Below are 24,517 nucleotides of genomic sequence, written 5' to 3' on the forward strand. Positions count from 1 at the left end.
CCCCAGCCTACGGTCAGGCGCAGAGCTCGTACGGCGGCGTGGCGTGCGTCGTCACCGTGATCTCGGACACCGTCTCCGCGCCCTCGTAGAAGGTCAGGAAGATCGTTCCCTCGAGCTGGATGAACCGCCGGCCTCCGACGGCGGAGCCGTCGGACGTGTCCATGAAGTCTGCGCCGGGGTACGCGGCCTGCACCTCTTCGAGCGTCGACCCGACCCCGATGCCCTCGGGCGTGAGGGGTCCGGTGACCCCTGTCGACTCCGGCAGCGTCATCGAGGCCACCAGGTCGACCGGTCCGTCCTCCGAGGCATCACCGGGGCGGGCGGTGACGACCTGGTAGCCGCCGTCGGGTGCCGACCACCACGCCGCCCACGCGCACCTGTCGGTGTCGTTGGTGGTGCCCTCGGGCATCACGCCGATCGCATCCGGGAGCGTCATCCCGAGCTCGACCGGGCCGATTCCGGCAGCGGTGACGACCCACGTCGAGGGATCCTGAGCATCGACGGGGGTCTCACTCGTCGTCGGCGACGGGGCGGCGGTGGGCTCCTGTGTCGACGCGCCGGTGGGTGTGGGCTCCGCGACCGTACCCCCGCCAGCGGTCGCGCACGCGGTGAGGGCGAGCGCGAGAGCGGATGCCGCGATGCCTGCGAAGAGGCGCGAAGAGTTGAGCACGGGAGACCTCCGGGGGGTTAAGGACCGTCTCCACCTTAGGCACCTCGGGCACGAGGCCGTGGGATGGCACGGCAGCCTCTCAGCCGCGAGCGGGAGTTTAGGCTGATCGGCATGCCCGATCTCGCCGCTCCTCTTGTGGCGTGGTACCGCCAGAACGCCCGGGTGCTGCCGTGGCGGCATCCCGAGTTCGGGGCGTGGGGCATCCTCGTGAGCGAGTTCATGCTGCAGCAGACGCCCGTCAACCGGGTGATCCCGCACCTCGAGGCGTGGCTCGACCGTTGGCCGACGCCGGCCGCGCTGGCCGCCGCGCCGCCCGCCGAGGCGGTGCGGCAGTGGGCGAACCTGGGCTACCCTCGGCGTGCACTGTGGCTGCACCGGGCGGCGGTCGAGATCGCGGAGCGGCACGGCGGCGTCGTACCGCGAGATGTGGATGCGCTGCTCTCGCTCAGCGGGATCGGCGACTACACGGCGCGCGCCGTGGCGGTGTTCGCCTACGGCGACCGGCATCCGGTGGTGGATACGAACACGCGTCGGGTGCTGGCCCGTGCGGTGGACGGCCGGTCGCAGCCCGGCCCGCCGTCGAGGCGAGACCTGGCCGCGATGGAGGCCGAGCTTCCCGAGAGCGACCTGGATGCGGCGATCGTGAACGCCGCCGCCATGGAGCTGGGCGCCGTCGTCTGCACCGCGCGGGCGCCGCGGTGCGACGCATGCCCGCTGGCGAATGGGTGCGCCTGGCGTGCGGCCGGGTACCCGGACACCGGGGATGACCGCCGTCGGCAGGCGCGTTACGAGGGCAGCGACCGGCAAGCCCGCGGCGCGGTGCTGAAGGTGCTGCGGGATGCCTCGGCCGTCGGCATCAAGATCGAAGACCTGCTCCCCGATTGGCCGGATCGACACCAGCGGGATCGCGCCATCACATCACTTGCGGACGACGGCCTCGTGGAGCTGGTCGGCGCGGCCGCGCGACTGCCGGACGCCTGAGGCGCACGAACTTCGGAGGAACGCACGAAACTCGGACGATCCGGCGGGGATCGTCCGAGTTTCGCGTCATTCTCCGAAGTCGGTGCTACTCCGCGCGCTGGCGCTGCAGGTCGTCCGCCTCGGACTCGGACTGCTCCGCCGCGGCCTCGCCGTCGACCGGCGCCTCGTCGAACTCGCGCGGCTTGACGTACGGGTCGGCATCGCCGGCGTACTGGGCGGATGCCGCGAGTCCGGCCACCGCCTGGTCGCGCTCACGCGCCTCGCGCAGGAGGTCGGCGATGTGGTCGGCGTTCTCGGGGATCGCGTCGGCGATGAACTCCAGCGACGGGGTCAGGCGCACGTTGAGGTGCTTGCCCACTTCGGAGCGGAGCATCCCCGTCGCGGCCTTGAGCGCCTCGGCGGATGACTGGCGCTCCTCCGCAGTGCCGAGCACCGTGTAGAACACCGATGCGTGCTGCAGGTCGCCCGTCACCTTCACGTCGGTGATGGTGACGAACCCCAGACGAGGATCGCGGAGCCCGCGCTCCAGGCGCTCCGCCAGGATGACTCGGATGCGGTCGCTCAGTCGAGCGGCCCGGCTGTTGTCGGCCATAGCCTCTTCCTTTCCTCGTCCCCAGCCAACGGGGCTGAGCATTCTCGTGTGCCAGGAGGCGCATGATGTCGCCGCTGAGGCAATCGGGGTAGGGGCCCCGCTCTTGCCGAAGCGGCGACATCATGCGCCGGCCCGCGAAGGAGGATCAGCCGCGCGGCTTCTCCACCATTTCGGTCGTCTCGATCTCGTCGCCGATCTGGATGTCGTTGAACCTGCCGAGACCGATACCGGCCTCGAAGTCCGTCCGAACCTCGGTGACGTCGTCCTTGAAGCGACGCAGCGACTCGATGGCCAGGCCATCGGCGATGACGACGCCGTCGCGGATGACACGGGCCTTCGCGTTGCGGGTGATCGTTCCGCTGCGCACGATGACACCGGCGATGTTGCCGAACTTGGAGGAGCGGAACACCTCGCGGATCTCGGCCACACCCGACTGCACCTCTTCGAACTCCGGCTTGAGCATGCCCTTGAGGGACTGCTCGACGTCGTCGATCGCGTTGTAGATGACCGAGTAGAAGCGGGTGTCGACGCCCTCGCGGGACGCCCGCTCGCGGGCCTTGGTGTCCGGCCGGACGTTGAAGCCGATGATGATCGCGTTGTCGATCGTCGCCAGGTTCACATCCGACTCGGTGATCGCACCCACACCGCGGTGGATGATCCGCAGCTGCACGGACTCGTCGACCTCGATCTTGAGGAGCGACTCCTCGAGCGCCTCGACGGCACCCGACACGTCACCCTTGATGATGAGGTTGAGCGACTCGACCTTGCCCTCCTGGAGAGCGCGGGTGAAGTCTTCGAGCGAGATGCGCTTGCGGGCCTTGGCCAGCTGGGCGTTGCGCTCGGCCGCTTCACGCTTCTCGGCGATCTGGCGGGCCAGGCGGTCCTCGTCCGTGACGATGAACGTGTCACCGGCGCGGGGCACGGAGTTGAGGCCCTGCACCTGCACGGGCCGCGAAGGCGCTGCCTCGAGCACGGGGTCGCCGTTCTCGTCGGCCATGGCGCGGACGCGTCCGTACGCCGTGCCTGCGACGATCGCGTCGCCGACCCGGAGCGTTCCGGACTGGATGAGCACCGTGGCGACCGAGCCGCGGCCCTTGTCGAGCTTGGCCTCGATCGCGACACCGCGCGCCGCCTTGTTGGGGTTGGCCGTGAGGTCAAGACCCGCGTCGGCGGTCAGCAGCACTGCGTCGAGCAGCTCCTGGATGTTCGTGCCCGCGCGGGCCGAGACATCCACGAAGATGACGTCGCCGCCGTACTCCTCTGCGACCAGGCCGTACTCGGTGAGCTGCTGACGCACCTTGGCCGGGTTTGCGTCGGGCTTGTCGATCTTGTTCACCGCGACCACGATCGGCACACCGGCAGCCTGGGCGTGGTTCAGCGCCTCGACCGTCTGCGGCATGATGCCGTCGTCGGCCGCGACCACGAGGATCGCGAGGTCGGTGACCTGCGCACCACGGGCACGCATGGCGGTGAACGCCTCGTGACCGGGGGTGTCGATGAAGGTGATGGCCCTCTCGATGCCGTCGTGCTCGGTCCAGACCTGGTACGCACCGATGTGCTGCGTGATGCCGCCCGCTTCGCCCGCGACCACGTTGGTCTGGCGGATGGCGTCGAGCAGTCGCGTCTTACCGTGGTCGACGTGACCCATGACGGTCACGACCGGCGGACGGATCTCGAGGTCGCTCTCGTCCTCGTTCTCCAGTTCCGCGTCGAGGTCGAGGCCGAAGCCCTCGAGGAGCTCCTTGTCCTCGTCCTCGGGCGAGACCATCTGGATCTTGTAGCCGAGCTCGGCGCCGAGCACCTCGAAGGTGGCCTCGTCGAGCGATTCGGTCGCGGTCGCCATCTCACCCAGGTTGAACAGGATGGTGACGAGCGTTCCGGGCTGCACCGTGTAGCCGGTCAGCGTCTCGATCTTGTCCGCGAAGTCCGAGATCGACGCGCCACGGCGCATGCGAATGATCTCGCCGTTGCCCTTCGTGACGTTGACGCCGCCGACGACCGGGGCATCCCTCATCTCGAATTCCTGGCGCTTCGCCCTGCGCGACTTGCGCTGCTTGGACTTGCCGCCGCCCTTGCCGAAGGCACCTGCCGTGCCGCCGCCGGGTCCACGGCCACGGCCGCCGCCGCCACCGGGGCGACCGGCGAAACCGCCGGCCGGGGCGCCACCGGGCGCGCCGCCACCGCCGGGGCGCTGGAAGCCGCCGCCCGCCGGACGGCCGGGGCCGCCGGGGCGCTGCTGGAACGGGGCGCCGGGGCGACCTGCGCCACCCGGGCGACCGGGGCCGCCGGGGCGCGCACCTGGTGCACCGGGACGCGGGGCGCCGGGGCGGGGCGCCTGCGGGCGCGGGATGTTGCCGGGGGTGGGCGTGGGCCGCTGGCCCATGCCCTGCTGGCTCGCGAAGGGGTTGTTGCCCGGGCGCGGTCCGGCCGGGCGCTGGCCCATGCCCTGCGCGCTCGAGAACGGGTTGTTGCCGGGGCGCGGCGCAGCGCCGCCGGGGCGCGGGGCGCTGTCGGTCGCGGACTCCGCCGGAGCGGATGCCGCCGGAGCGGATGCCGCCGGAGCGGGAGCCGCCGGAGCGGGAGCCGCGGGCGCAGCGGGCGCCGGAGCCGGAGCCGAGGGTGCGGCGGCCGCAGGTGCGGCCGGCGCCGCCGCGGCCGGAGCCGGAGCGGGTGCGGCCGGACGGGGGGCGCCAGGTCGGGCACCGTTGGGCCGAGCCGGAGCGCTCTTCGCCGGCGCGGACGCGGAGGCGGTGACGGATCCGGACGCCGGGGTCGACGCGGCGGCGGCGGCCTTGCCGGCGCCGTCAGCCTCGAGCGCGGCGCGAAGCTTGCGAGCCACGGGGGGCTCGATGGTGGATGAGGGGCTCTTGACGAATTCGCCGAGCTCCTTGAGCTTTGCAAGTGCGAGCTTGCTGTCTACACCGAGTTCGGATGCGATCTCGTGTACGCGTGGTTTGGCAGCCACAATTCTCCTGTCTGGGTTGGTCTACCCAGGCAGGGCAGACCTCAATCGAGGACGGGTCTCATTTCGAGCCGTTCACTTTGTTTCCATAGCCGTTCAGCCTTTTCGTGAAGGTCTGGGTGAAGGTCTGCGTGTCGAGCTGGCCCGACACACGCAATGCTCGTACGAAGGCCCGGCGCCGCACCGCGGCATCCACGCACTCGTTCGACGGATGAACCCACGCGCCCCGTCCGGGCAGAGACTTCCGCTCATCGAGGACGAGGGAGGAATCCACTGCGACCACCCTCAGGAGGTCGGACCGGGAGGCACGGGCGCGACAGCCGACGCACGTTCGTACGGGTTCCATGGTACACCTCCCGCCTGTGCGCTGGATGAGCCGGGGAGCGGGCGCCGAGTCAGTTGTCCTCGAGGATGCTGTCGGGCTGGATGTCGATCTTGGCACCGGTGAGCTTGGCGGCGAGGCGGGCGTTCTGCCCCTCCTTGCCGATGGCGAGGGACAGCTGGTAGTCGGGCACGAGGGCCCGGACGGCCTTGATGGATGCGTCGAGCACGAATGCGCTGGTCACCTTGGCCGGCGACAGCGCGTTGGCCACGAACCGCGGAAGCTCCGGGTCGTAGTCCACGATGTCGATCTTCTCGCCGCTGAGCTCCTCCGTCACCGCGCGCACCCGGCGGCCGAGCTCGCCGATGCATGCGCCCTTGGCGTTGATCGAGGGGTCGTTGGCCTTGACCGCGATCTTGGTGCGGTGACCGGCTTCGCGGGCGAGCGAGACGATCTCGACGAGCCCGGACGCGATCTCCGGCACCTCGAGCGCGAAGAGCTTGCGGACCAGTCCGGGGTGCGTGCGCGAGACGGTGATCTGGGGGCCCTTCGTGCCCTTCGAGACGCTCGTGACGTAGACGCGCAGGCGCGACCCGTGGGCGTAGTCCTCGCTCGGAACCTGCTCCTCCGGGGGAAGGATCGCCTCGATGGAGCCGAGGTCGACGTGGATCATGCGCGGGTTCGGTCCCTGCTGCACGACGCCCGCCACGATGTCGCCCTCCTTGCCGCGGAACTCGCCGAGCACCGCGTCATCGGCGATGTCGCGCAGCCGCTGGCTGATGACCTGCTTCGCGGCGAAGGCGGCGATGCGCCCGAAGTCGTCGGGAGTCGTCTCCTCCTCGCCGATGATGGCGCCCTCGTCGTCGGTGAGCGGGAGGAACACCGCGACGTGACCGGTCTTGCGGTCGAGGACGGCGCGCGCGCCTTCCGGCGCCTCACCGGTGCCGGTCGTGTGCTTGCCGTAAGCCGTGAGGATGGCCTGCTCGATGATGCGGACGAGTTCGTCGAAGGGGATCTCCTTCTCGCGCTCGATCGTGCGCAGCAGCCCCAGGTCGATGTCCATCGCGGCCTCCTCTATTCAGCTCTGTCGCCCCCGAGGTTGTCGGAGGCGTATCGACCCACGATACCCGATGGGGCCCCGGCCCGTCGCGTCACCCGGGGCAGTGCGAGACGTTGGAGTCGTCGCCCGCGAAGCGTTCGGCGGTCCACCGCACCAGGGTGGGCAGGAACCGCGATGTCGGCATCAGGACGCCGCGGTGATCGGTTGCGTGGTACTCGATCGACCGTACCGATGCGCCCCCCTCGCACAGACTCGCGACGAAGTCACTGGTGAGCTCGGGCGGGATCACCTCGTCGGCGGATCCCCAGGCCAATATGAGGGGCGCGGCCCAGGGTCCGTCCGGAACGTTCTGCGCGAGGCGCCTGCCGAGGGCGCCCGCTGTGAGGTCGGCCGGGTACAGCGGCCGGTCGCCCGATACGCCGAGCGACGTGATCGCCGAGAGGAAGAGTCCCGGCTCGGAGAGGCAGCGCTGCGTCATCTCCCGAACGATCGCCCGGCCGGAGGTCGCGACGTAATCCTGGATCGCGACGTCGGGATACAGGTCGGCGTACGGAACGAGCACCCAGGATATGAGGATCGACAGCTCCGCCGAGGCATCCGATCTCGTCAGCTCCTTGGCGACGGCGAGCGGGTCGGCGACGGGCGCCAGGGCGGCGGTCCCGCGGATGCCGAACTCGGGTGCGTAGCTCGCCGCCACCTGTTCCGTCCAGAGCGCGGCGTGCCCGCCCTGCGAGTGGCCCCAGACCACGACATCCGATGACAGCGACAGACCGCTGATCTGGTCGGCCGCCCGCACCGCGTCGAGGCTCGATCGCGCCTCGCCCGGACCGACCAGATAGGGGAAGAGCCCGTCGGCGCCCTGACCGCTGTAGTCGGAGCCGACGATCACCCAGCCCCGGTCAAGGGCCTGCTCGACGGCCGGGATCGCCCACTTGGTGGCCGACCCGTCCATCAGGCTCGGCGCGCACCCCCGTGCGACACCGGTGGTCCCGTGGTTCCACGAGATGACCGGCCTCGACCCGGGTGGCGGATCGATCGGCACGACGACGAGCGCGCTCGCGACGGCGCTGCGTCCGAAGGCGTCGGTCGTCGTGTAGAGGATGCGGGACACCTCTCCCCCGGCGGGTGCGCGGCCTGCGTAGTCGTCGACCCGGATCAGCTCTCCCGGTCGCAGAGGCAGGTCCTGCGGCGCGTCGTAGAACGCGTCGACCACGGGCGCGCCCTCCGCCAGCCAGCCGTTGAGCAGCCAGGCGCTGCCGGTCACGACGACGAGGACCGCCGCGGCGGAGTAACGGCCGACATCCAGCCAGACCCGCCGCGCCCGGCCGGCCGCGACCGGTTCCTCGTGCCGCGGCCGGCCCCAGACGCGCCGACCGGCGCGCCAGGCGAGCGACACCCCGAACAGGAGGGTGCGTGCACCGAAGATCACGGCGACGACGAGCAGAGTGACGTCCGGCCACAGCAGCGCGAGCACGCCGAATGCCACCTGACTGAGGCCCACCGCGACGGCGAGCACCCGCTCGCTGACCCGACCGCGAGCGACCCCGGCGAGCGACCCCAGGCCGCCCACCACCAGCAGCACCGCGAGCGCGGCGGGCAGGAGCTCGAGACTCCGACCCAGCCAGACCAGGATCGCCAGGCCGCCGAGGATCCAGACGGAGGAGACGAGGCGATTCCACCAGACCGGGGTGCGCCGCACGTCGCCGAGATCGGCGATCCCCGACACGATCGCGCTCACGCCGACATACACCCCGAGCAGCCATAGCGATGTGAGGGGGCGCGTGAGGATGAAGAGGCCGAGAAGCGCCAGCCCGAGCCCGATCAGCACCGCCAGCCGGGGCGGCGCGGACTCGATGATCCTCAGCAGCCGCCCCCACCGCGGCGGCTGCCGGCGGCGAGGGGGCGACGTGGTCATCCGAGCAATCCTAGGGATCTAGGCTGACCGGGTGGATTCGATCGCACCCCGGCGGGCGGCCCAAGAGGCGCAGTCGCACCGTGCGTTCCGGTGGACCGCTCGGGCCGGTTACGCGGCGAGCGGTGTGGTGCACATCCTCATCGGAGTGATCACCCTGTGGGTCGCCTTCGGCGGAGACGGCGAAACGGATCAGTCCGGGGCCCTGATGGCGATCGCCGCGGCGCCGCTCGGATACATCGTCCTGTGGCTGATCGCGATCACCCTGTGCGCCCTCGGTGTCTGGCACCTGCTGGAGGGCATCCTCGTGCGCAAGCCGACGGACGACGCCCCCGGCGACGCCAAGAAGTGGGGGGCGCGGGTCGGCGAATGGGGTCAGGCGCTCGTCTTCATCGCCCTGGGCCTTCTCTCGGCATCCGTCGCCCTCGGCGCTCATGTCGACGCCGAGGATGCCACCGAGAGCGCCAGTCGCGGCGTGCTCCAGGTACCGGGCGGCTCGATCGTGCTCGGGCTCGTCGGCATCGGAGTCGGGATCGGGGGCGTCGTCTTCGTGGTGATGGGCGTCAGGCGCAGCTTCAGGAGCAAGGTCGACATCCCGGAGCACGGCATCGGCCGCGCCGTTGCGGGGCTCGGCCTCGTCGGATTCGTAGCCAAGGGGCTCGCGCTGATGATCGTGGGCGTGCTGCTCGTCGTCGCCGCGGTGACCACCGACGCCGACGTGGCGGGGGCCCTGGACGGGGCGTTGCGGGCCCTGCTCGCGCTGGCGTACGGCCCCTGGCTCGTGGCCGCCGTGGGCATCGGTCTCATCGCGTATGGGATCTTCTGCCTGTTCCGGGCTGTCTTCGCGCGCCTCTGAGAAGCACGCGCGGCATCCGGCGCTGTCAATCCCCTGGCCCGCGCGAGCGTGCGGTGTGAGTCTGAAACCATGGCAGATCAGGAAATGACCCAGGTCGACGCGATCAAGCGCGTGAAGGAGCTCGTCGAGGACATCGACTTCACGATGCTGACGACGGTGGATGTCGCGGGCAACCTCGTCTCGCGCCCGATGAGCACCCGCCAGATGGACGAGAACGGCGCCATCTGGTTCTTCACCGGCGATGACACGAAGAAGGTCGACGAGGTGGAGAAGGACCACGACGTGGGGCTCTCCTACCTCGACGCCAAGGGCATGCGCTTCGTCTCGGTGGCGGGCAAGGCCGTCGTGGTGCACGACGAGGCGAAGATGAAGGAGCTGTACACCCCCTCACTGGACATCTGGTTCGAGGACGGGCTGGACACCCCCGGCGTCGCGCTGCTGAAGGTCACCCCCGTCGAGTGCGAGTTCTGGGAGCCCAAGCACGGCAAGATCGTGATGGCCGCCGGCATGCTGAAGGCGCTTGTGACCAAGGACACCCCGGACGACACGATGCGCCACGAGAAGATCAGCTGCTGAGCGCTCAGGCGCGATACACCTGCACCACCGACGGTCGCGGGGCGGTCGGGACGTCGCCGGGAACGGGCGCCGACTTGTAGCCGTCGGGGAACACCGAGGTCTGCAGCTCGTAGGTGCCGCCCTCTCCCGGATGCTGCACGGCGACGAAGACCATGCCCTCCCAGTCGTGGATGACCGGGCCGCACGTCTCGGCCTGACGCGGCACGGCGAGGAACTGCTGCACGTGCCCGCGGTCGTCGCCGGTGAGCGGCACCTTGAAGAGGCCGTCGTTGTAGCCGATCGTGCTCGGCGCGCCGTCGGTCGCGATCCACAGGTTTCCGGCGGCGTCGAAGGCGAGGTTGTCCGGGCAGGAGATGGGCGACACCATGTCGGCCGGGAAGCCCGCGAAGTAGGTGTTCGCCACCTGCGCCGGGTCTCCGCAGAGCAGCAGGATGTTCCAGGCGAAGCTCGTGCCCGCGTGGCCAGCGGTCTCGGTCAGCTCGATGACGTGGCCGTAGCGGTTGCCCGTCACGGGGTTCGCCTCATCGAGCGGGCTCTTCGTGCCTCTCTCCGAGTTGTTCGTGAGCGCGACATAGACCTTGCCCGTCCACGGGTTCGGCTGGACGTCCTCGGGGCGGTCCATCTTTGTGGCTCCGACGGCGTCTGCGGCGAGGCGGGTGAAGACGAGGACCTCTTCGGTCGTGAACCCGGGGACGACGCTCTTGCCGTTCTTCGTGAGCGGGACCCACTGGCCGGTGCCGTCGAACTGTCCGTCGCTCGGCAGCTGTCCGGTGCCGAGGATCTCGTTCGCGGGCGAGTCGCCGGAGAACTTCGCGACATACAGGTCGCCCTCCGAGAGCAGCGTCATGTTCTTCGCCCGCGAGGCGGAGATCTTGTTCTTCGACACGAACTTGTACAGGTAGTCGTTGCGCTGATCATCGCCCATGTAGGCGACCACCCTGCGGTCCTTCGAGACGTATACGTTGGCGCCCTCGTGCTTCATCCGGCCCATCGCGGTGTGCTTCTTCGGCACGGAGTCGGGGTCGTACGGGTCGATCTCCACGATGTACCCGAAGCGGTTCGGCTCGTTGACGTAGCCGGCGTCATGGGCGTTGAAGCGGGGGTCGTAGGTCTCCCAGCCGGTCGAGGTCGACGTGGTCGACGTGGAGCTGTACCGCGCGTGACCCGGAGCCTCCGCGTTCCACGCGAAATAGCCGTCGAAGTTCTCCTCCCCGGAGAGGATCGTGCCCCACGGTGTCGTGCCGCCGGCGCAGTTGCCCAGTGTGCCGCGCACCCAGCGGCCCTCCGGATCGTCCGCGGTCTTCACCAGGGCGCTCCCGGCAGCCGGGCCCGTGAGCTCGAAGACGGTCTCCACGGTGATGCGGCGGTTGCGACGGCCGCCCTGGACGTAGGACCACGGCGTGCCGGAGCCCGAACGCGAGATCTCGACGACCGAGAGGCCCTGGGCCATCTTGGCGATGTCACCCCGCCGGCGCACCTCCTCCGGCGGGAGCACCTGGCCCGCCGGAACGCTCGGGAACATGATGTTCGCGTTGACGTACTCGTGATTGTTCACGAGCACGCCCGTCTTCAGGCTCTTGTCCGGGATGATCTCGAGGTAGTCGCTGTTGTACCCGAACTGGCGCGCCTGCGCCTCGGGGGTCTGCGCGGCGATGTCGAACGCGGGGGCGTCGGCGAAGAGCGGGTCGCCCCAGCGGATCAGCGGCATCCAGTTGTAGCCACCAGGAACGACGAACTGGTCGATGTTGGCCGGCACGGGCTTGATGGGCTCGAAGGGGAGCTTCGACCAGCCCGGCTTCGGCAGACCCAACCCGCCGAGGCCCTCGTAGTCGGCCGCGACGGCGCGACCGGCGGAACCCGCCTGCGAGAAGGTGAGCGCCACTGCGCCCGCCGCTCCGAGACCGAGCACCGCGCGTCGCGAGAGGGCCGCGCCGGCGATCTCCCGGAACGTCGGATTCGACGAGGTGTTGCAGTCCGGCTTCATGCACGCGTTGGCGCACTTCAGTTCGCAGGTGACCGCCAGACGCTTGCCTCTCGCGTGCTCGACCATAGGCAGCGAGCGGCGGAAGTTCTCGATGATCGTCACGGTGTGCGTCCTCCATGTCGGGTGTGCGACTTCCAGCATTCCCGCACACTTTGACGCGGAGGAGAACCGCAGGGTGAACGTCGGGTGACGAATCGGGATCGGGATGCCCCGCGCCGATGCGTTGTCGCTGCCGGCCCCGCGTCGCTGCCGGCCCCGCGTCGCTACCGCGAGCGAAGTCGCTGCACGGCGTCGGCGACGGGAACAGTGTCGCGCGCTCCGGATCGCCGATCCCACAGCTCCACGTGCCCTTCCGCCGCGGCGCGCCCGACGACGATGAGCTGGGGAACACCGACGAGCTCGGCGTCGCCGAACTTCACGCCCGGCGAGACCTTCGGACGGTCGTCGAAGAGGACGTCCAGACCGGCGGCTTCCAGATCGGCGGAGAGCTGCTCGGCGACCTCGAAGACGACGGGATCCTTGCCGGCGGCCACCACGTGAACGTCGAACGGCGCGACGGAAGCGGGCCAGATGAGCCCCTTCTCGTCGTTGTTGAGCTCGGCGATGTTGGCGAGGATGCGCGTGACGCCGATGCCGTAAGAGCCCATCGTCACCGTGACCAGCTTGCCGTTCTCATCGAGCACCTTGAGCCCCAGTACGTCGGCGAAGAATCGGCCGAGCTGGAACACGTGCCCGATCTCCATGCCGCGGGCGAGCTCGACGGGACCCGAGCCGTCCGGAGCCGGATCGCCCTCTCGCACGTCGGCGACCTCGATGAATCCGTCGCCGAAGAAGTCGCGACCGGCGACCAGAGTATGCACGTGCTTCTCATCGGCGTTGGCGCCGGTGATCCAGGCGGTGCCGTCGACGACGCGCGGGTCCAGCAGATACCGGATGCCGGTGGCCGACTCTTCGCCGAACACGGCGCCGGTCGGCGACCACGGTCCGATGTACCCCTTGACGAGGAGCGGGTTCTTCTCGAAGTCCGCCTCCGTCGCCTGCTCTACGGCCGCCGGAGCGAACGCGACCTCCACCCGCTTCTCGTCGATATCCCGATCCCCCGGGATGCCGACGATGACGACCTCGCGCGTGCCGTCGAGGTGGGTGAGGGCGAGCACCACGTTCTTGAGCGTGTGCGCGGCCGTCCACTCCGCTGCGGCGTCCGTCGCCGGACCCGCGATACCGGGCGCCGGGGCGTCGAGGTGCGCATTTGCGTGGGCGACGAGTGTCGCGATCGTGGGGGTGTTCGGGGAATCGAAGATGACGGGTTCGGCAAGATCGTCGAAGGGGATCGCCTCGGGCGCGACGGTCGTGAAGGCCTCCACGTTCGCCGCGTAGCCGCCTGCCGAGCGGACGAAGGTGTCCTCGCCGATCGCCGTGGGGTGCAGGAACTCCTCGCTGCGGGCACCACCCATCAGCCCGTTGTCGGCCGCGACGATGACGTACTCGAGTCCGAGCCGTTGGAAGATGCGCTCGTACGCGTCCCGCTGTCGCTGGTAGGAGGCATCCAGCCCCTCGTCGGTGTAGTCGAACGAGTACGCATCCTTCATCGTGAACTCGCGACCGCGCAGGAGACCGGCACGCGGGCGGGCCTCGTCCCGGTACTTGTCCTGGATCTGATAGATCGCCAGCGGAAGATCCTTGTACGAGGAGTAGAGATCTTTCACGAGCAGCGTGAACAGCTCTTCGTGCGTGGGCGCGAGCAGGTAGTCGGCGTCCTTGCGGTCCTTCAGACGGAAGATGCCGTTGCCGTACGTCTCCCATCGGCCGGACTGCTCATACGGGTCCCGCGGCACGAGCGCGGGGAAGTGCACCTCGTACGCACCGGCGTTCGCCATCTCGTCGCGGATGATCGCCTCGATCTTGGCCTTGACCTTGAGTCCGAGCGGCAGCCACGCGAAGATCCCCGGCGCCTGGCGGCGGATGTAGCCGGCGCGCACGAGCAGCCGGTGGGAGGTGACCTCCGCATCGGCGGGGTCTTCGCGGAGCGTGCGGAGGAAGTAGTGCGAGAGACGGGTGACCACGAGGGTCAAGTCTAGGGGCGCGCGTCAGCGAGCCAGGGGCGTGGGGCGGAGCCCCACACAGAGGCGCGCGTCAGCGAGTCAGGGGCGTGGGGCGGAGCCCCACACAGAGGCGCGCGTCAGCGAGCCAGGGGCGTGGGGCGGAGCCCCACACAGAGGCGCGCGTCAGCGAGCCAGGGGCGTGGGGCGGAGCCCCCGCACGGGGTCTACCTCAGAACGTTGCGGCTGCCTCGTCGGAAGGAACGAATACCGGCACGCTTCGTTCCGGCTCGACACGGTAGGACCGGCCGGTCGGCGACGTCCACAGAATCGCGCCGCCGCTGCCCTCGATCTGCTCCACCCGCCATCGCCCGTGGTGTTTCACGGTGTGGTGGCCCTGGCAGAACGGCGCCAGATTTTCGAGTGCCGTCATCCCGCCGTGCTCCCAGGCCATGTTGTGGTCGATCTGGCATCGAGAAGCCGGTATCCCACATCCCGGCGCCATGCACCGCTCCGCCCGCCATCGCACGAGCCGACGGAGTTCGGGCGGCGGCCGGTAGTGCGTCCGACCGACGGATAACACGATTCCCGTCTCGGGGTGGGTCAGCACCCGCATCCACCCCGCGGCACCGCTGCAGAGCTCGCGAGCCCGCTCCATCGTGATCGGCCCCACGCCCTCGACGGTCGCGGGCTCGCTGCTCCCACCGCCGTTTCGGTCGAGGAGAGCGAGCGCGGGGACGGTGACGACCACCGTCGGTCGAATCCCCCGCACCTCGGGCGGCAGGAGGTCGGTGACACCGTCGAGAAGGATGTCGCCGAGGACATCAGCGCGGAGCTGGTCGAGCGACCGCAGCTCGCCTTCGCCCTCCGCGAGCAGCTTCGCGGTCGCGGTCAGCCGGCCGTGCACAGCATGCGCCTCGACCGCCGGAATGTAGGCACCCAACCACGCCATCCCGTCATCGGCGGGCTCGATGACCACCCTTCGCGTCGTCACCGCTCGCTCGTGGCGTTCTGCGAGTGTGATGGATCGAACCGAATCGATGACGGCGCGCAGCTTTCGCCGGAACGCTCCCACGGGCAGCGACTCCGCCAACTCGACCGCGCGGGGCAGAAGCCGGGCTCGCAGCTCGGGCTCCACCCCGTCGATCGCCCCGACCAGGATGGCCGCGTGACGCGCGGTCATACGCGCTGCCGCGAGCGACTCGAGAGCGGCGGGATAGCGGTGGACGAGCGCCTCAGCGTGCTCGATCAGGTCGCTCGCGGCAGCTTCGGTGATCGCGAGCGCCGACGCCAGCTCCAGCCGGATCGAGCGCTCGATGACCTGCGTCAGCTCGAAGCCGTGGAGGAGCGCATCCCCCAGAGCGCCGAGGCGCATCGCATCCACACGGACGAACTGCTGCGCCGCGAAGACGGAGAGCATCGTCTGAGTCTCGACGACGAGATCCACGGCATCCGGGATCGGCGGCGCCCACTCGGCGCGCACGTCCCACTCGCCTTCGCAATCGGCGTCGCGCTCGGGCTCGGGATCCTTAGCGGGATCCGGATGGAGGCCATCGGCGGGATCGTTCAGCATGCCTCAAGGTTAGAACATACCTCCGACACTCTACCGACGGCTCAGGCTAGCCGCAAGCGGGAGCCCGCCTCCAACTCGCGCCCCCTAGCCGGATCTCGAGCCGAGAGCCCCCAAGTTGACAACGGCCGCCGTGCTGTATGCAATATATTGCAGGCAACCCGCGATCCATGAAAGCGCGCACCGAGGCGAAAGAGGCTCGCGGACCACATCATCCACAGAACGCAACGCCCGGACCGATCCGCGCACGACCGCCTAGACGCCTCGCTCTCAGCCCGTATACCCGCACCTCTTCCCTGATCATCCAAACCCGAGGACGAACCGACATGAAGCTCGCCGAATTCCCCCGCTATCCGCTCACCTTCGGACCGAGCCCGCTCCAGCACCTGAAGCGACTCACGCAGCACCTGGGCGGGGCACAGGTGTGGGCCAAGCGGGAAGACGTCTCGAGCGGACTCGCGTACGGCGGCAACAAGACGCGCAAGCTGGAGTACATCGTGCCGGATGTGCTGGCCTCCGGCGCCGACACGCTGGTCTCCATCGGGGGCTACCAGTCGAACCACACCCGGCAGGTCGCCGCCGTTGCGGCGCACCTCGGCCTCAAGGCACGGCTCGTCCAGGAGAAGTGGGTCCCCTGGGACGACCCGACCAACGACCGCGTCGGGAACCTACTCCTCTCCCGCATGATGGGCGCGGACTCCCGCCTCGACGACGCCGGATTCGACATCGGCGTCCGGGACTCATGGAAGGCCGCGTTGCAGGAGGTCGAGGCATCCGGTGGCAAGCCCTACGCCATCCCTGCAGGCGCCTCGGAGCACCCGCTCGGCGGACTGGGGTTCGCGCACTGGGCGTTCGAGCTCGCCGAGCAGGAGAAGGCCCTGGGCATCACCTTCGACACGATCATCGTCTGCACCGTGACCGGCTCCACGCACGCCGGCATGATCGCCGGCTTCGCCGCCCTCGAAGAGCTCACCGGGGTGAGGCGGAGGGTGCTCGGGATCGACGCGTCGGCCACGCTCGCCAAGACGACCGAGCAGGTGAGCCGCATCGCCCGCAACACGGCCGAGCTGATCGAACTGGGTCGCGAACTGAGGGATGACGAGATCCAGGTGCTCGACGGATGGGCGGGGGAACTCTACGGCCTCCCCGTCGAGTCGACGATGGAGGCGATGGCGCTCGGCGCACAGCTCGAGGCGATGATCACCGATCCCGTCTACGAAGGGAAGTCGCTCGCGGGGCTCATCGATCTCGTGCGGTCGGGCGACATCCCGTCGACGTCGAACGTGCTGTATGCCCACCTCGGAGGGCAGCCGGCGATAAACGCGTATCACTCCCTCTGGCCGTAATGCGGAGAGAGTGACGCGGGGGCGGATGCTGGGCGGCGAGATCCGCATGCCGGATCCCCGACGCCCGGATGCACGACGCACTCAGTCGGCGTGGACCACCCTCTGCAGGTCCTTCTCGAGATCGCGCAACTCGGTCTTCGTTGCGGACGGGTCCAGAATCGTCTCCTCCGCGGTGAACATCAGCTCGAGGTACTCCACCGCCGCGCCTCCCTGCAGAGATACCGTCGCGTCGTACTCCACCGCGCCGCTGGCGAACTGAAGCCACGCGATCAGCAGCTCCGCGGTTGCTCGCGCGCGCGGGTCGCCGCCTGAGGAGAGCACGTCGTGGGCCTCGGGTGGGGTCGATGCGGCGACGTGCTCGGAGAAGACGCTGGAGACCGCCCCCACGATGTCGAGGTACGCGACCGCCGTCGCCTCGTCGATGTGCGGGGCACCTGACCCGGAGTACTGGTGCTTCCACCATCCGCTGCTGCGGGCATCATCGGCGATCCCGGTGACGAGAGCCCCGGCATCCGTTGCGTCGGTTCCACCGTCGTCATCCGACAGCGTCAGCGTCAGCACCTGTGCGCCGGGCGAGTCCGCCACGGCGTCGATCGCGTCATCGGCCCCGAACGGGAACGTCCCGAGAGGGCTCAGCGGTGGATCGGGCGTCTCGGCGGGATCGTTGTAGTAGGTGTTCACATCGCCCGTGCTCCAGGCGAACGTCAGGTCGTCCGAGCCGGCGTCGGTGCCCTCGGCGGCGAGTGGCAGCACCTCCCCTGCGCCCACGACGAAGTAATCCCCGCCGGGGAACGAGATCTGACCCGACAGGTCCAGGTCGACTACGGGATCGAGGTTCGCGACGCTCACGACGGCCACGTCGCTCCCCGCCCCCGCGTCGTCGTCGGTCACCGTGACGGTGACCTCGTAGTCCCCGTTGTCCCCGTAGACGTGATCGACGCCCGCGGCGAGCGCGGCGATGGAAACGGGCGCCGGAGCGGTTCCGTCACCCCAGTCGATCGTCGCGGTGTGAGTGTCGAGCGTGCCCGGATCGGTGAAGGTGGCGCTCACCGTCGCCGTTCCGGCCTCGTCGATCGCATCGCCGGTCGCGGTCACCGTCGGCGGCACGTTCAGCACCGTGACCGTGGCCGTGGCGGTGTCCGTCAGTGCGGTGCCCGCCGTCACGTCTCCGCCGATGTCGCTGACCGTCAGGTCGATGTCATCGACGGTGTCATCGAGCGCCGTGTAGGTCGGCGTCGCCAGGCTCGGGTCGTCGAGCCGGTCGGCGGGCGACCACGAGTAGGTGAGGATGGCGTTCTCGGGGTCGCTGCTTCCGGTGCCATCGAGCTGGGTCGCGGAGCCCTCATCGACGGCGTACGGCCCACCGGCGGACGCGGTGGGGGCGGTGTTCGTGCACGGATTCGCGGTGAATGCGTCGTTGCCGGGACTGCTGGTGCTGTCGGCGTAGAGGTTGCCCGGGATGTCGCAGACGAACGGGACGAGGTTCGAGCCCTGGATGAATCCACCGGCGTAGTACCCGGTGACGGCGGGACCGGTCGGCGACTCGTTCCCCCCGCCCGGGATGGCGCCGGGGATGAAGGAGCCGCTCGAGAACGGAGTGTCATCGGTGGGATCGGTGCGGACCGCCACCTCGTGGTGCAGGTGGCGGCCGGTCGCCCTCCCGATGTCCGCCTCGATTCCGAGGGGGTCTCCGACCTGCACCGTGTCGCCGACCGAGAGGTTGCCGGGTCCGCCCGTGATCGAACCGGTCTGCAGGTGCGTGTACTTGCTCCATTCCCCGTTCGGATGCTCGATCCAGATGTAGTTGTTGTAGTTCTGGCAGACGGTGATGACTGCGCTGTTGGGTACCGTCGTGTCCAGCACCCCATCGGCATCCAGATCCTCGCCGGGATCGAGGACGCCGTCCGAGTCGAGGTCCTCGGACGCGTCCTGGCAGCTGTGCTCGAGCGCGTCCGCGTGGACCGTCACCCCATCGGCCAGGAGCTGACCGGAGAGGCCGTTGACGTCGCGACCGTCCCCGTTGCCCACGCCGTCTCCGTCGGGGTCCGAGTTGCCGTGGATGTCGACGATCGCCATGACCACTCCCGAGGCGGCGGCCACAACGGTCGTCGGCGTCGCGTCGGCGCGCATGTCGATGCGGTCATTTCCCTGGTTCGGGGTCGGGTTGCCGTGGTTGTGGTGGTCGTTCGTCACGATCAGAGTCGTGCCGTTCGCGTAGGGGATCCGGTAGATGCCCGCCGAGACCGTGAAGGTGCCGTGGCCGGCGATCGCGGGCGGCGCGCCGGTCAAGGCGGCCAGCACGAGAGCGGTGGAACCGACCAGCGCGAGAGAGACGGTCCGGCGGTTTCGGTTGGCGCGCATCGCGAACCTCCATGTTCGCGCGAACCCCGCGGGCACCGGAGTGGTCGCCGTCGGCGGGGAGGGCAGCTCAGTCCCGGACTCTACTCCGCCCTCGCAACTCCTGCCAGCCCGCGGACGAACGCCTCTCGGGCGACATCCCGACGCTTCCGCTCACCGAAATCGCGCGCGCCCTCACGATCGCGGTCCGCACGACCCTCGACACCGGAAACGACGTCCGGGACAGCGGCGGCTCGCTCTACTGAGCGCTAGCTCGTAACGACCTGCGCCGTGCCGATCGCGGCATCCGGCCCCATCTCGTCGGCGAGCCGGTTCGCCTCCTCGATGAGGGTCGCGACGATGTCGGCCTCGGGCACCGTCTTGATGACCTGGCCCTTGACGAAGATCTGGCCCTTGCCGTTGCCGGAGGCGACCCCGAGGTCCGCCTCCCGTGCTTCGCCCGGGCCGTTCACCACGCAGCCCATGACGGCCACACGCAGCGGAACGGTCATGTCCTTGAGCCCCTCGGTGACATCATCGGCCAGGGTGTAGACATCGACCTGGGCACGCCCGCACGAGGGGCAGGAGACGATCTCGAGCTTGCGTTCCCGCAGGTTGAGCGACTGCAGGATCTGGTGCCCGACCTTGACCTCTTCGGCCGGAGGCGCCGAGAGCGAGACGCGGATCGTGTCGCCGATGCCCTCGCCCAGCAGGATGCCGAACGCCGTGGCGCTCTTGATCGTGCCCTGGAACGCGGGGCCCGCCTCGGTCACGCCGAGGTGCAGCGGCCAATCGCCCATCGCGGCGAGCAGGCGGTAGGCCTTGACCATGATGACCGGGTCGTTGTGCTTGACCGAGATCTTGAAGTCGTGGAAGTCGTGCTCCTCGAACAGCGACGCCTCCCAGCGTGCGCTCTCGGCGAGCGCCTCGGGTGTCGCCTTGCCGTACTTCTCGAGCAGGCGCGGATCGAGCGAGCCCGCGTTGACGCCGATGCGCAGGCTGACGTCGGCGTCCTTCGCGGCCTTCGCGATGGCACCGACCTGGTCGTCGAACTTGCGGATGTTGCCCGGGTTCACGCGCACCGCGGCGCATCCCGCGTCGATCGCCTGAAAGACGTACTTGGGCTGGAAATGGATGTCGGCGATGACCGGGATCTGGCTCTTCTTGGCGATGATGTGCAGCACGTCGGCGTCGTCCTGCGACGGCACGGCGACGCGCACGATCTCGCACCCGGATGCCGTCAGCTCGGCGATCTGCTGCAGGGTGGCGTTGATGTTCGTGGTCGGCGTCGTCGTCATCGACTGCACGCTCACCGGTGCGTTGCCGCCCACGAGCACCTTGCCGACCTTGATCTGGCGGGACTTGCGACGGGGGGCGAGGACCTCGGGCACTTTCGGCATCCCGATATTCACAGCTGGCACGCTCCTCAGCCTACGCGGTGCCCACCCTCCGGGGCTGGAGGGCGGCTGAGCGAGCGGGGGTGCCCTGTGGTAGGTTCGCCCCATGTTCGCGCACACCTCCTGGTGGCCCGCCTCCTAGGCGGTGTGTTCGCGTTCCCAGATCACAGACCGCCGCACGGCGGTCTTTCTGCGTGAGCGACCGCCCGGACCACGAAAGGCCGACGATGACCGGGACTGTCCCCGACATCCTCCCCCTCCTGCGCGAAGGCGACGCCCCGTTCGCGCTCATCGCCCGTGAGGGCTCCCCCGACGTCGAGATCCTGACCGGTGACGTCGTCGACGTCGAACTGCTCGCCGACATCCCTCTGCTGGATGCCGCGGGCACCGCCCAGGAGGTGCTCGCGCTCGTCCCCTACCGGCAGGTGCGGGAGCGCGGCTTCGCCGCTCACGACGACGGGGCGCCGCTGCGGTGCCTGATCGTTCGGGATCGCACACGAGTGCCCGTGGAGCTCGCCCTCACGCTGCTTCCCAGCGAACCCATCCCCCTCGAGCGACCCGGCTTCGACATCGCCGACGACGTCTACGCCGGCATCGTCGAGACGGTGATCGCCGACGAGATCGGGCGGGGCGAGGGGGCGAACTTCGTCATCAGGCGCGATTTCAGGGCGGGGGTGGATGCCGATCCGCGCGTCGCCGCGCTGACCTGGTTCCGCGCCCTGCTCGCGCACGAGCGCGGCGCATACTGGACCTTCGCGATCGTCACGCCGGGGCACGTCGCGGTGGGGGCGAGCCCCGAGGCGCACGTCAGCGCGCGCGGCGGCTTGGTCACCATGAACCCGATCTCCGGCACGTTCCGCCACCCGGCCGGCGGCGCGACGGCCGAGACCCTGACGGAGTTCCTCTCCAGCACGAAGGAGACGGAGGAGCTGTTCATGGTGGTCGATGAGGAGCTCAAGATGATGAGCGCCGTCTGCACCGACGGCGGCCGTATCACCGGCCCGCATCTCAAGGAGATGTCGCGCCTGACCCACACGGAGTACATGCTCAGCGGCCGGAGCCGTCTGGATCCGCGCGACATCCTGCGCGAGACGATGTTCGCCCCGACGGTGACCGGTTCGCCGATGCAGAACGCCTGCACGGTCATCCAGCGCCACGAGCGGTCACCCCGCGGCTACTACTCCGGGGTCGCGGCGCTGTTCACGCCGGCCGCCGGCGCGGCCGGCCAGGGTGCCGCATCACATGACGGCGCCGCATCTCACGACCTCGACGCGCCGATCCTCATCCGCACGGCCTACCTGGTCGACGGGATGCTGCGGGTGCCGGTCGGGGCGACACTCGTGCGGCACTCGGACCCCTACGGCGAGGTGAGCGAGACCCACGGCAAGGCGGCCGGCGTGCTCGGTGCCATCGGGGCGGTCCCGCGGGACATCCCGGCCGTGCCGCAGGGCGGCCCCGGCGCAGAGGATCCGGATGCGCCGGCCGCGCCGCGCGCGCTCGGCGACGACCCGCAGATCGCGGGGCTGCTGGCCTCGCGGAACTCCCGGCTGGCGCCGTTCTGGCTGAATCCGCAGGATGCCGCCGACGGCGGCCCGTTCGCCGGGCACAGCGCCCTGGTGGTCGATGCCGAAGATCGCTTCACCACGATGCTCGCTCACCAGCTGCGGCACCTCGGGCTCGACGCCCGCATCGTGCCGTGGAACGAGGTGACCGATGAGCAGGTCGACGACGCCGAGCTCGTCGTCTCGGGCCCCGGCCCCGGAGACCCCCGCGAACCGGGCAATCCGCGCATGAAACGGATGCGCGACGTCGTGGCTCGCCGATTGGATGCCGGGCGGCCACTGCTGGCCGTGTGCCTGAGCCACCAGATCCTGGCCGACCGCCTCGGGATCGAGCTGGCCCCCCTCGACCGACCGCACCAGGGACTTCAGAAGAGCGTGGAGGTGTTCGGGGCAGAGGCGTCGATCGGCTTCTACAACACCTTCACCGCCCGCGTCGCGCCGGATACCACCCGCAGGGGCCCGGCGGAGATCGCCGCGGACCCGGTCACCGGAGACGTCTACGCCCTCCGCGGCCCGTCGTTCTCGTCGGTGCAGGGTCACCTCGAGTCGATCCTGTCGCACGACGGCATGGAGACCCTCGAAAGGCTCATCACCCAGGCCCTCGCGCCCGTGCCGGCCTGATCTCGCGGGCGGGCTACAGCCCCGCCCGGGTCGAGAGCAGGCGACGCTCGGCCTCGTTCGCGGTCAGCTCCAGCGCTTGCAGGTCCGCGTCCGTCGCCTCCCGATCGCGGCCGACCCCCCGCAGCATCTCCGCCCGCACCGCGTGCCAGAGGTGGAATCCCGCGAGCGCGTCGCGCAGGGCGTCGACTTCGGCGAGTGCGGCGGAGGGACCATCGACCCTACCGAGCGCGACCGCCCGATTCAGGCGAACGACCGGCGAGTCGTCCCACCGCAGCAGCACGTCGTAAAGCGTCAGGATCTGCAGCCAGTCGGTGTCCGCGGGCGTCGCGGCGTCCGCATGGCACGCGGCGATCGCTGCCTGCAGCTGGAAGCGTCCCGGTCGCTTGGCCTCGGCGCAGCGCTCGAGCTGGGCGCGCCCTTCCTGCAGAAGCGCGGGGTCCCAGGCGGCGCGGTCCTGAGCGTCGAGCAGCACGAGCTCCCCGTCGTTGTCGCGGGCGTCGTCGCGGGCTCGGTGGAAGAGCAGCAGCGCGAGCAGTCCCCGCGCCTCGGGCTCTCGCGGCAGCGCGTCGCTCACCACGCGTGCCAGCCAGATGGCGTCGTCGGCGACATCGCGATCCGTGGCGGCGCCGCTGCCCGGCATCAGATGCGCCTGCGTGTACATGGCCGAGACGACGGTCAGCACGATATCGAGGCGCTCCGCCAGTTCGCTTCCCTCGGGCACCCGCAGGGGCACGCCCGCCGCGGCGATCTTGCGCTTTGCCCGCACGATCCGCTGTGCGATCGTGGCCTCCGGCGTGATCGTGACCCGCGCGATCTGCGCGGTGGTCACGCCGCATACGGCCCGGAGCGTGAGTGCCAGCTGCGCGGCCGGCGCGATCGCCGGGTGACAGCAGCCGAACAGCAGCGGCAGCCGTTCGTCCACGTCGACCGGCGCCGGCTCTCGCGCGAGCAGCGACAGCTTGTCGCGGTACACGCGCTCGCGTCGCAGGCGGTCGAGCGCGTTGTGCCGCGCCGCCGTCGACAGCCAGGCGGCCGGGTTCGGCGGGATGCCGCGCTGCCGCCACTCACGCAGCGCTTCGGCGACGGCATCCGCCACCGCCTCCTCGGCGACGTCGAGATCGCCGATCCGCGCCGCCAGTGACCCGACGAGCCGGGCGTTCTCGGCGCGCACGACACGGGCGAGGGCGAGATCGGATGCCGCGGCCGGGCCTCGCTGGGCGAAGCCGTCACTCCCCGCCGCGGCATCCATCGCTCACGCCTCGAACTGGCTGTAGTCCTCGACCATCGGACGGATCTCGATGGCGACACCAGGAAGGTCGAGGGACGGCCACGTCTTCGCGAGGGCGATCGCGGCGTCGAGGTCGGGCACATCGATGACGCTGAAGCCCCCGATCACCTCCTTGCTCTCGGCGAACGGGCCATCGACGACGACGGGGCCGGACTCGCCGTGCTTGACCGTCGTCGCGGTGGTGGCCGGCTGCAACTCGGCACCGGAGTCCGTGATGACGGTGGCGTGCTCCCCGAACCACTCGTAGATGCGGCCGTAGACCTCCTGCGCGCGTTCGGGCGGGACGGCGGCGTCGAGGTCGGGCCGGCTCGTGAACATGATGACGTACTTCATGGTTCGTCTCCTTCGGTCGATGTGAACCTTGCACCCCTACAGCGAACGGGCAAGACCGAATTCGACATCCGCCGAGAAAACCCCTCGCGAAAGGACGCAAATGGCGCTT

General features: G+C 69.8%; 19 protein-coding genes. 6 read left to right on the top strand and 13 right to left on the bottom strand.

Features of this window, described 5'->3' with window-relative positions; genetic code table 11:
• Positions 1 to 13: 13 nt before the first annotated feature.
• Positions 14 to 670, bottom strand: a complete 657-nt coding sequence (locus tag ACPW96_RS05770) for a hypothetical protein (RefSeq protein WP_425882316.1) — start codon at positions 668 to 670, stop codon at positions 14 to 16.
• Positions 671 to 775: 105 nt separating this feature from the next.
• Here ACPW96_RS05770 and ACPW96_RS05775 point away from each other — a divergent pair, with 105 nt between their 5' ends.
• Positions 776 to 1,651 carry an A/G-specific adenine glycosylase gene (locus tag ACPW96_RS05775; protein ID WP_425882593.1) on the top strand — a complete coding sequence of 292 codons (876 nt, stop codon included), beginning with the start codon at positions 776 to 778 and terminating at the stop codon, positions 1,649 to 1,651.
• An 85-nt stretch (positions 1,652 to 1,736) separates the two neighbouring features.
• On the opposite strand, the gene rbfA is transcribed toward ACPW96_RS05775, so the two are convergent.
• From rbfA to ACPW96_RS05800, 5 genes are all read right to left on the bottom strand, one after another.
• Complete coding sequence (gene rbfA, locus ACPW96_RS05780; RefSeq protein ID WP_425882317.1) at positions 1,737 to 2,243, bottom strand: 30S ribosome-binding factor RbfA; 507 nt, start codon at positions 2,241 to 2,243, stop codon at positions 1,737 to 1,739.
• A 145-nt stretch (positions 2,244 to 2,388) separates the two neighbouring features.
• Positions 2,389 to 5,208, bottom strand: a complete 2,820-nt coding sequence (gene infB / locus ACPW96_RS05785; RefSeq protein WP_425817453.1) for a translation initiation factor IF-2 — start codon at positions 5,206 to 5,208, stop codon at positions 2,389 to 2,391.
• A gap of 58 nt (positions 5,209 to 5,266) precedes the next feature.
• Complete coding sequence (locus tag ACPW96_RS05790) at positions 5,267 to 5,551, bottom strand: YlxR family protein (RefSeq protein WP_425817451.1); 285 nt, start codon at positions 5,549 to 5,551, stop codon at positions 5,267 to 5,269.
• Positions 5,552 to 5,600: 49 nt separating this feature from the next.
• Positions 5,601 to 6,590 carry a transcription termination factor NusA gene (gene nusA / locus ACPW96_RS05795; RefSeq protein ID WP_425817449.1) on the bottom strand — a complete coding sequence of 330 codons (990 nt, stop codon included), beginning with the start codon at positions 6,588 to 6,590 and terminating at the stop codon, positions 5,601 to 5,603.
• Positions 6,591 to 6,678: 88 nt separating this feature from the next.
• Entirely contained in the window at positions 6,679 to 8,502 is a 1,824-nt protein-coding gene (locus ACPW96_RS05800; RefSeq protein WP_425817447.1) for a lipase family protein, read from the bottom strand.
• 31 nt (positions 8,503 to 8,533) lie between these two features.
• Here ACPW96_RS05800 and ACPW96_RS05805 point away from each other — a divergent pair, with 31 nt between their 5' ends.
• A complete protein-coding gene (locus ACPW96_RS05805; protein ID WP_425817445.1) occupies positions 8,534 to 9,355 on the top strand; it encodes a DUF1206 domain-containing protein in 822 nt (273 codons plus the stop codon).
• Between the two features lie 69 nt (positions 9,356 to 9,424).
• Positions 9,425 to 9,931, top strand: a complete 507-nt coding sequence (locus tag ACPW96_RS05810; protein WP_425817443.1) for a pyridoxamine 5'-phosphate oxidase family protein — start codon at positions 9,425 to 9,427, stop codon at positions 9,929 to 9,931.
• A gap of 4 nt (positions 9,932 to 9,935) precedes the next feature.
• On the opposite strand, the gene ACPW96_RS05815 is transcribed toward ACPW96_RS05810, so the two are convergent.
• The 3 genes from ACPW96_RS05815 to ACPW96_RS05825 form a co-directional block, all read right to left on the bottom strand.
• A complete protein-coding gene (locus ACPW96_RS05815) occupies positions 9,936 to 12,017 on the bottom strand; it encodes a PhoX family protein (protein ID WP_425882318.1) in 2,082 nt (693 codons plus the stop codon).
• Between the two features lie 161 nt (positions 12,018 to 12,178).
• On the bottom strand, positions 12,179 to 13,978 hold the full coding sequence (locus ACPW96_RS05820; protein WP_425882319.1) for a proline--tRNA ligase: 1,800 nt from the start codon (positions 13,976 to 13,978) through the stop codon (positions 12,179 to 12,181).
• Between the two features lie 208 nt (positions 13,979 to 14,186).
• Entirely contained in the window at positions 14,187 to 15,527 is a 1,341-nt protein-coding gene (locus tag ACPW96_RS05825; protein ID WP_425882320.1) for a DUF222 domain-containing protein, read from the bottom strand.
• Between the two features lie 323 nt (positions 15,528 to 15,850).
• Between ACPW96_RS05825 and ACPW96_RS05830 the strand changes: the two genes are divergently transcribed.
• Complete coding sequence (locus ACPW96_RS05830) at positions 15,851 to 16,870, top strand: 1-aminocyclopropane-1-carboxylate deaminase (protein ID WP_425882321.1); 1,020 nt, start codon at positions 15,851 to 15,853, stop codon at positions 16,868 to 16,870.
• 81 nt (positions 16,871 to 16,951) lie between these two features.
• Here the strand turns inward: ACPW96_RS05830 and ACPW96_RS05835 are convergent, their stop codons facing one another.
• Complete coding sequence (locus tag ACPW96_RS05835) at positions 16,952 to 19,231, bottom strand: PKD domain-containing protein (protein WP_425882322.1); 2,280 nt, start codon at positions 19,229 to 19,231, stop codon at positions 16,952 to 16,954.
• 11 nt (positions 19,232 to 19,242) lie between these two features.
• Here ACPW96_RS05835 and ACPW96_RS05840 point away from each other — a divergent pair, with 11 nt between their 5' ends.
• Entirely contained in the window at positions 19,243 to 19,473 is a 231-nt protein-coding gene (locus tag ACPW96_RS05840; protein WP_425882323.1) for a hypothetical protein, read from the top strand.
• Between the two features lie 3 nt (positions 19,474 to 19,476).
• Here ACPW96_RS05840 and ispG read toward each other — a convergent pair whose 3' ends face one another.
• The gene (gene ispG / locus ACPW96_RS05845; RefSeq protein ID WP_425882324.1) at positions 19,477 to 20,628 is read right to left on the bottom strand and encodes a flavodoxin-dependent (E)-4-hydroxy-3-methylbut-2-enyl-diphosphate synthase; all 1,152 of its coding nucleotides are present in this window, start codon (positions 20,626 to 20,628) and stop codon (positions 19,477 to 19,479) included.
• 203 nt (positions 20,629 to 20,831) lie between these two features.
• Between ispG and ACPW96_RS05850 the strand changes: the two genes are divergently transcribed.
• Entirely contained in the window at positions 20,832 to 22,787 is a 1,956-nt protein-coding gene (locus ACPW96_RS05850; RefSeq protein WP_425882325.1) for an anthranilate synthase family protein, read from the top strand.
• 13 nt (positions 22,788 to 22,800) lie between these two features.
• Here ACPW96_RS05850 and ACPW96_RS05855 read toward each other — a convergent pair whose 3' ends face one another.
• Both ACPW96_RS05855 and ACPW96_RS05860 read right to left on the bottom strand, forming a co-directional pair.
• A complete protein-coding gene (locus tag ACPW96_RS05855; RefSeq protein ID WP_425882326.1) occupies positions 22,801 to 24,036 on the bottom strand; it encodes an RNA polymerase sigma factor in 1,236 nt (411 codons plus the stop codon).
• A 3-nt stretch (positions 24,037 to 24,039) separates the two neighbouring features.
• Positions 24,040 to 24,408, bottom strand: a complete 369-nt coding sequence (locus ACPW96_RS05860) for a YciI family protein (protein WP_425817426.1) — start codon at positions 24,406 to 24,408, stop codon at positions 24,040 to 24,042.
• Between the last annotated feature and the right edge of the window lie 109 nt (positions 24,409 to 24,517).

The sequence above is a fragment of the Micromonospora sp. DT81.3 genome (assembly GCF_049847225.1).
Classification (GTDB): Bacteria; Actinomycetota; Actinomycetes; order Actinomycetales; family Microbacteriaceae; genus Microbacterium.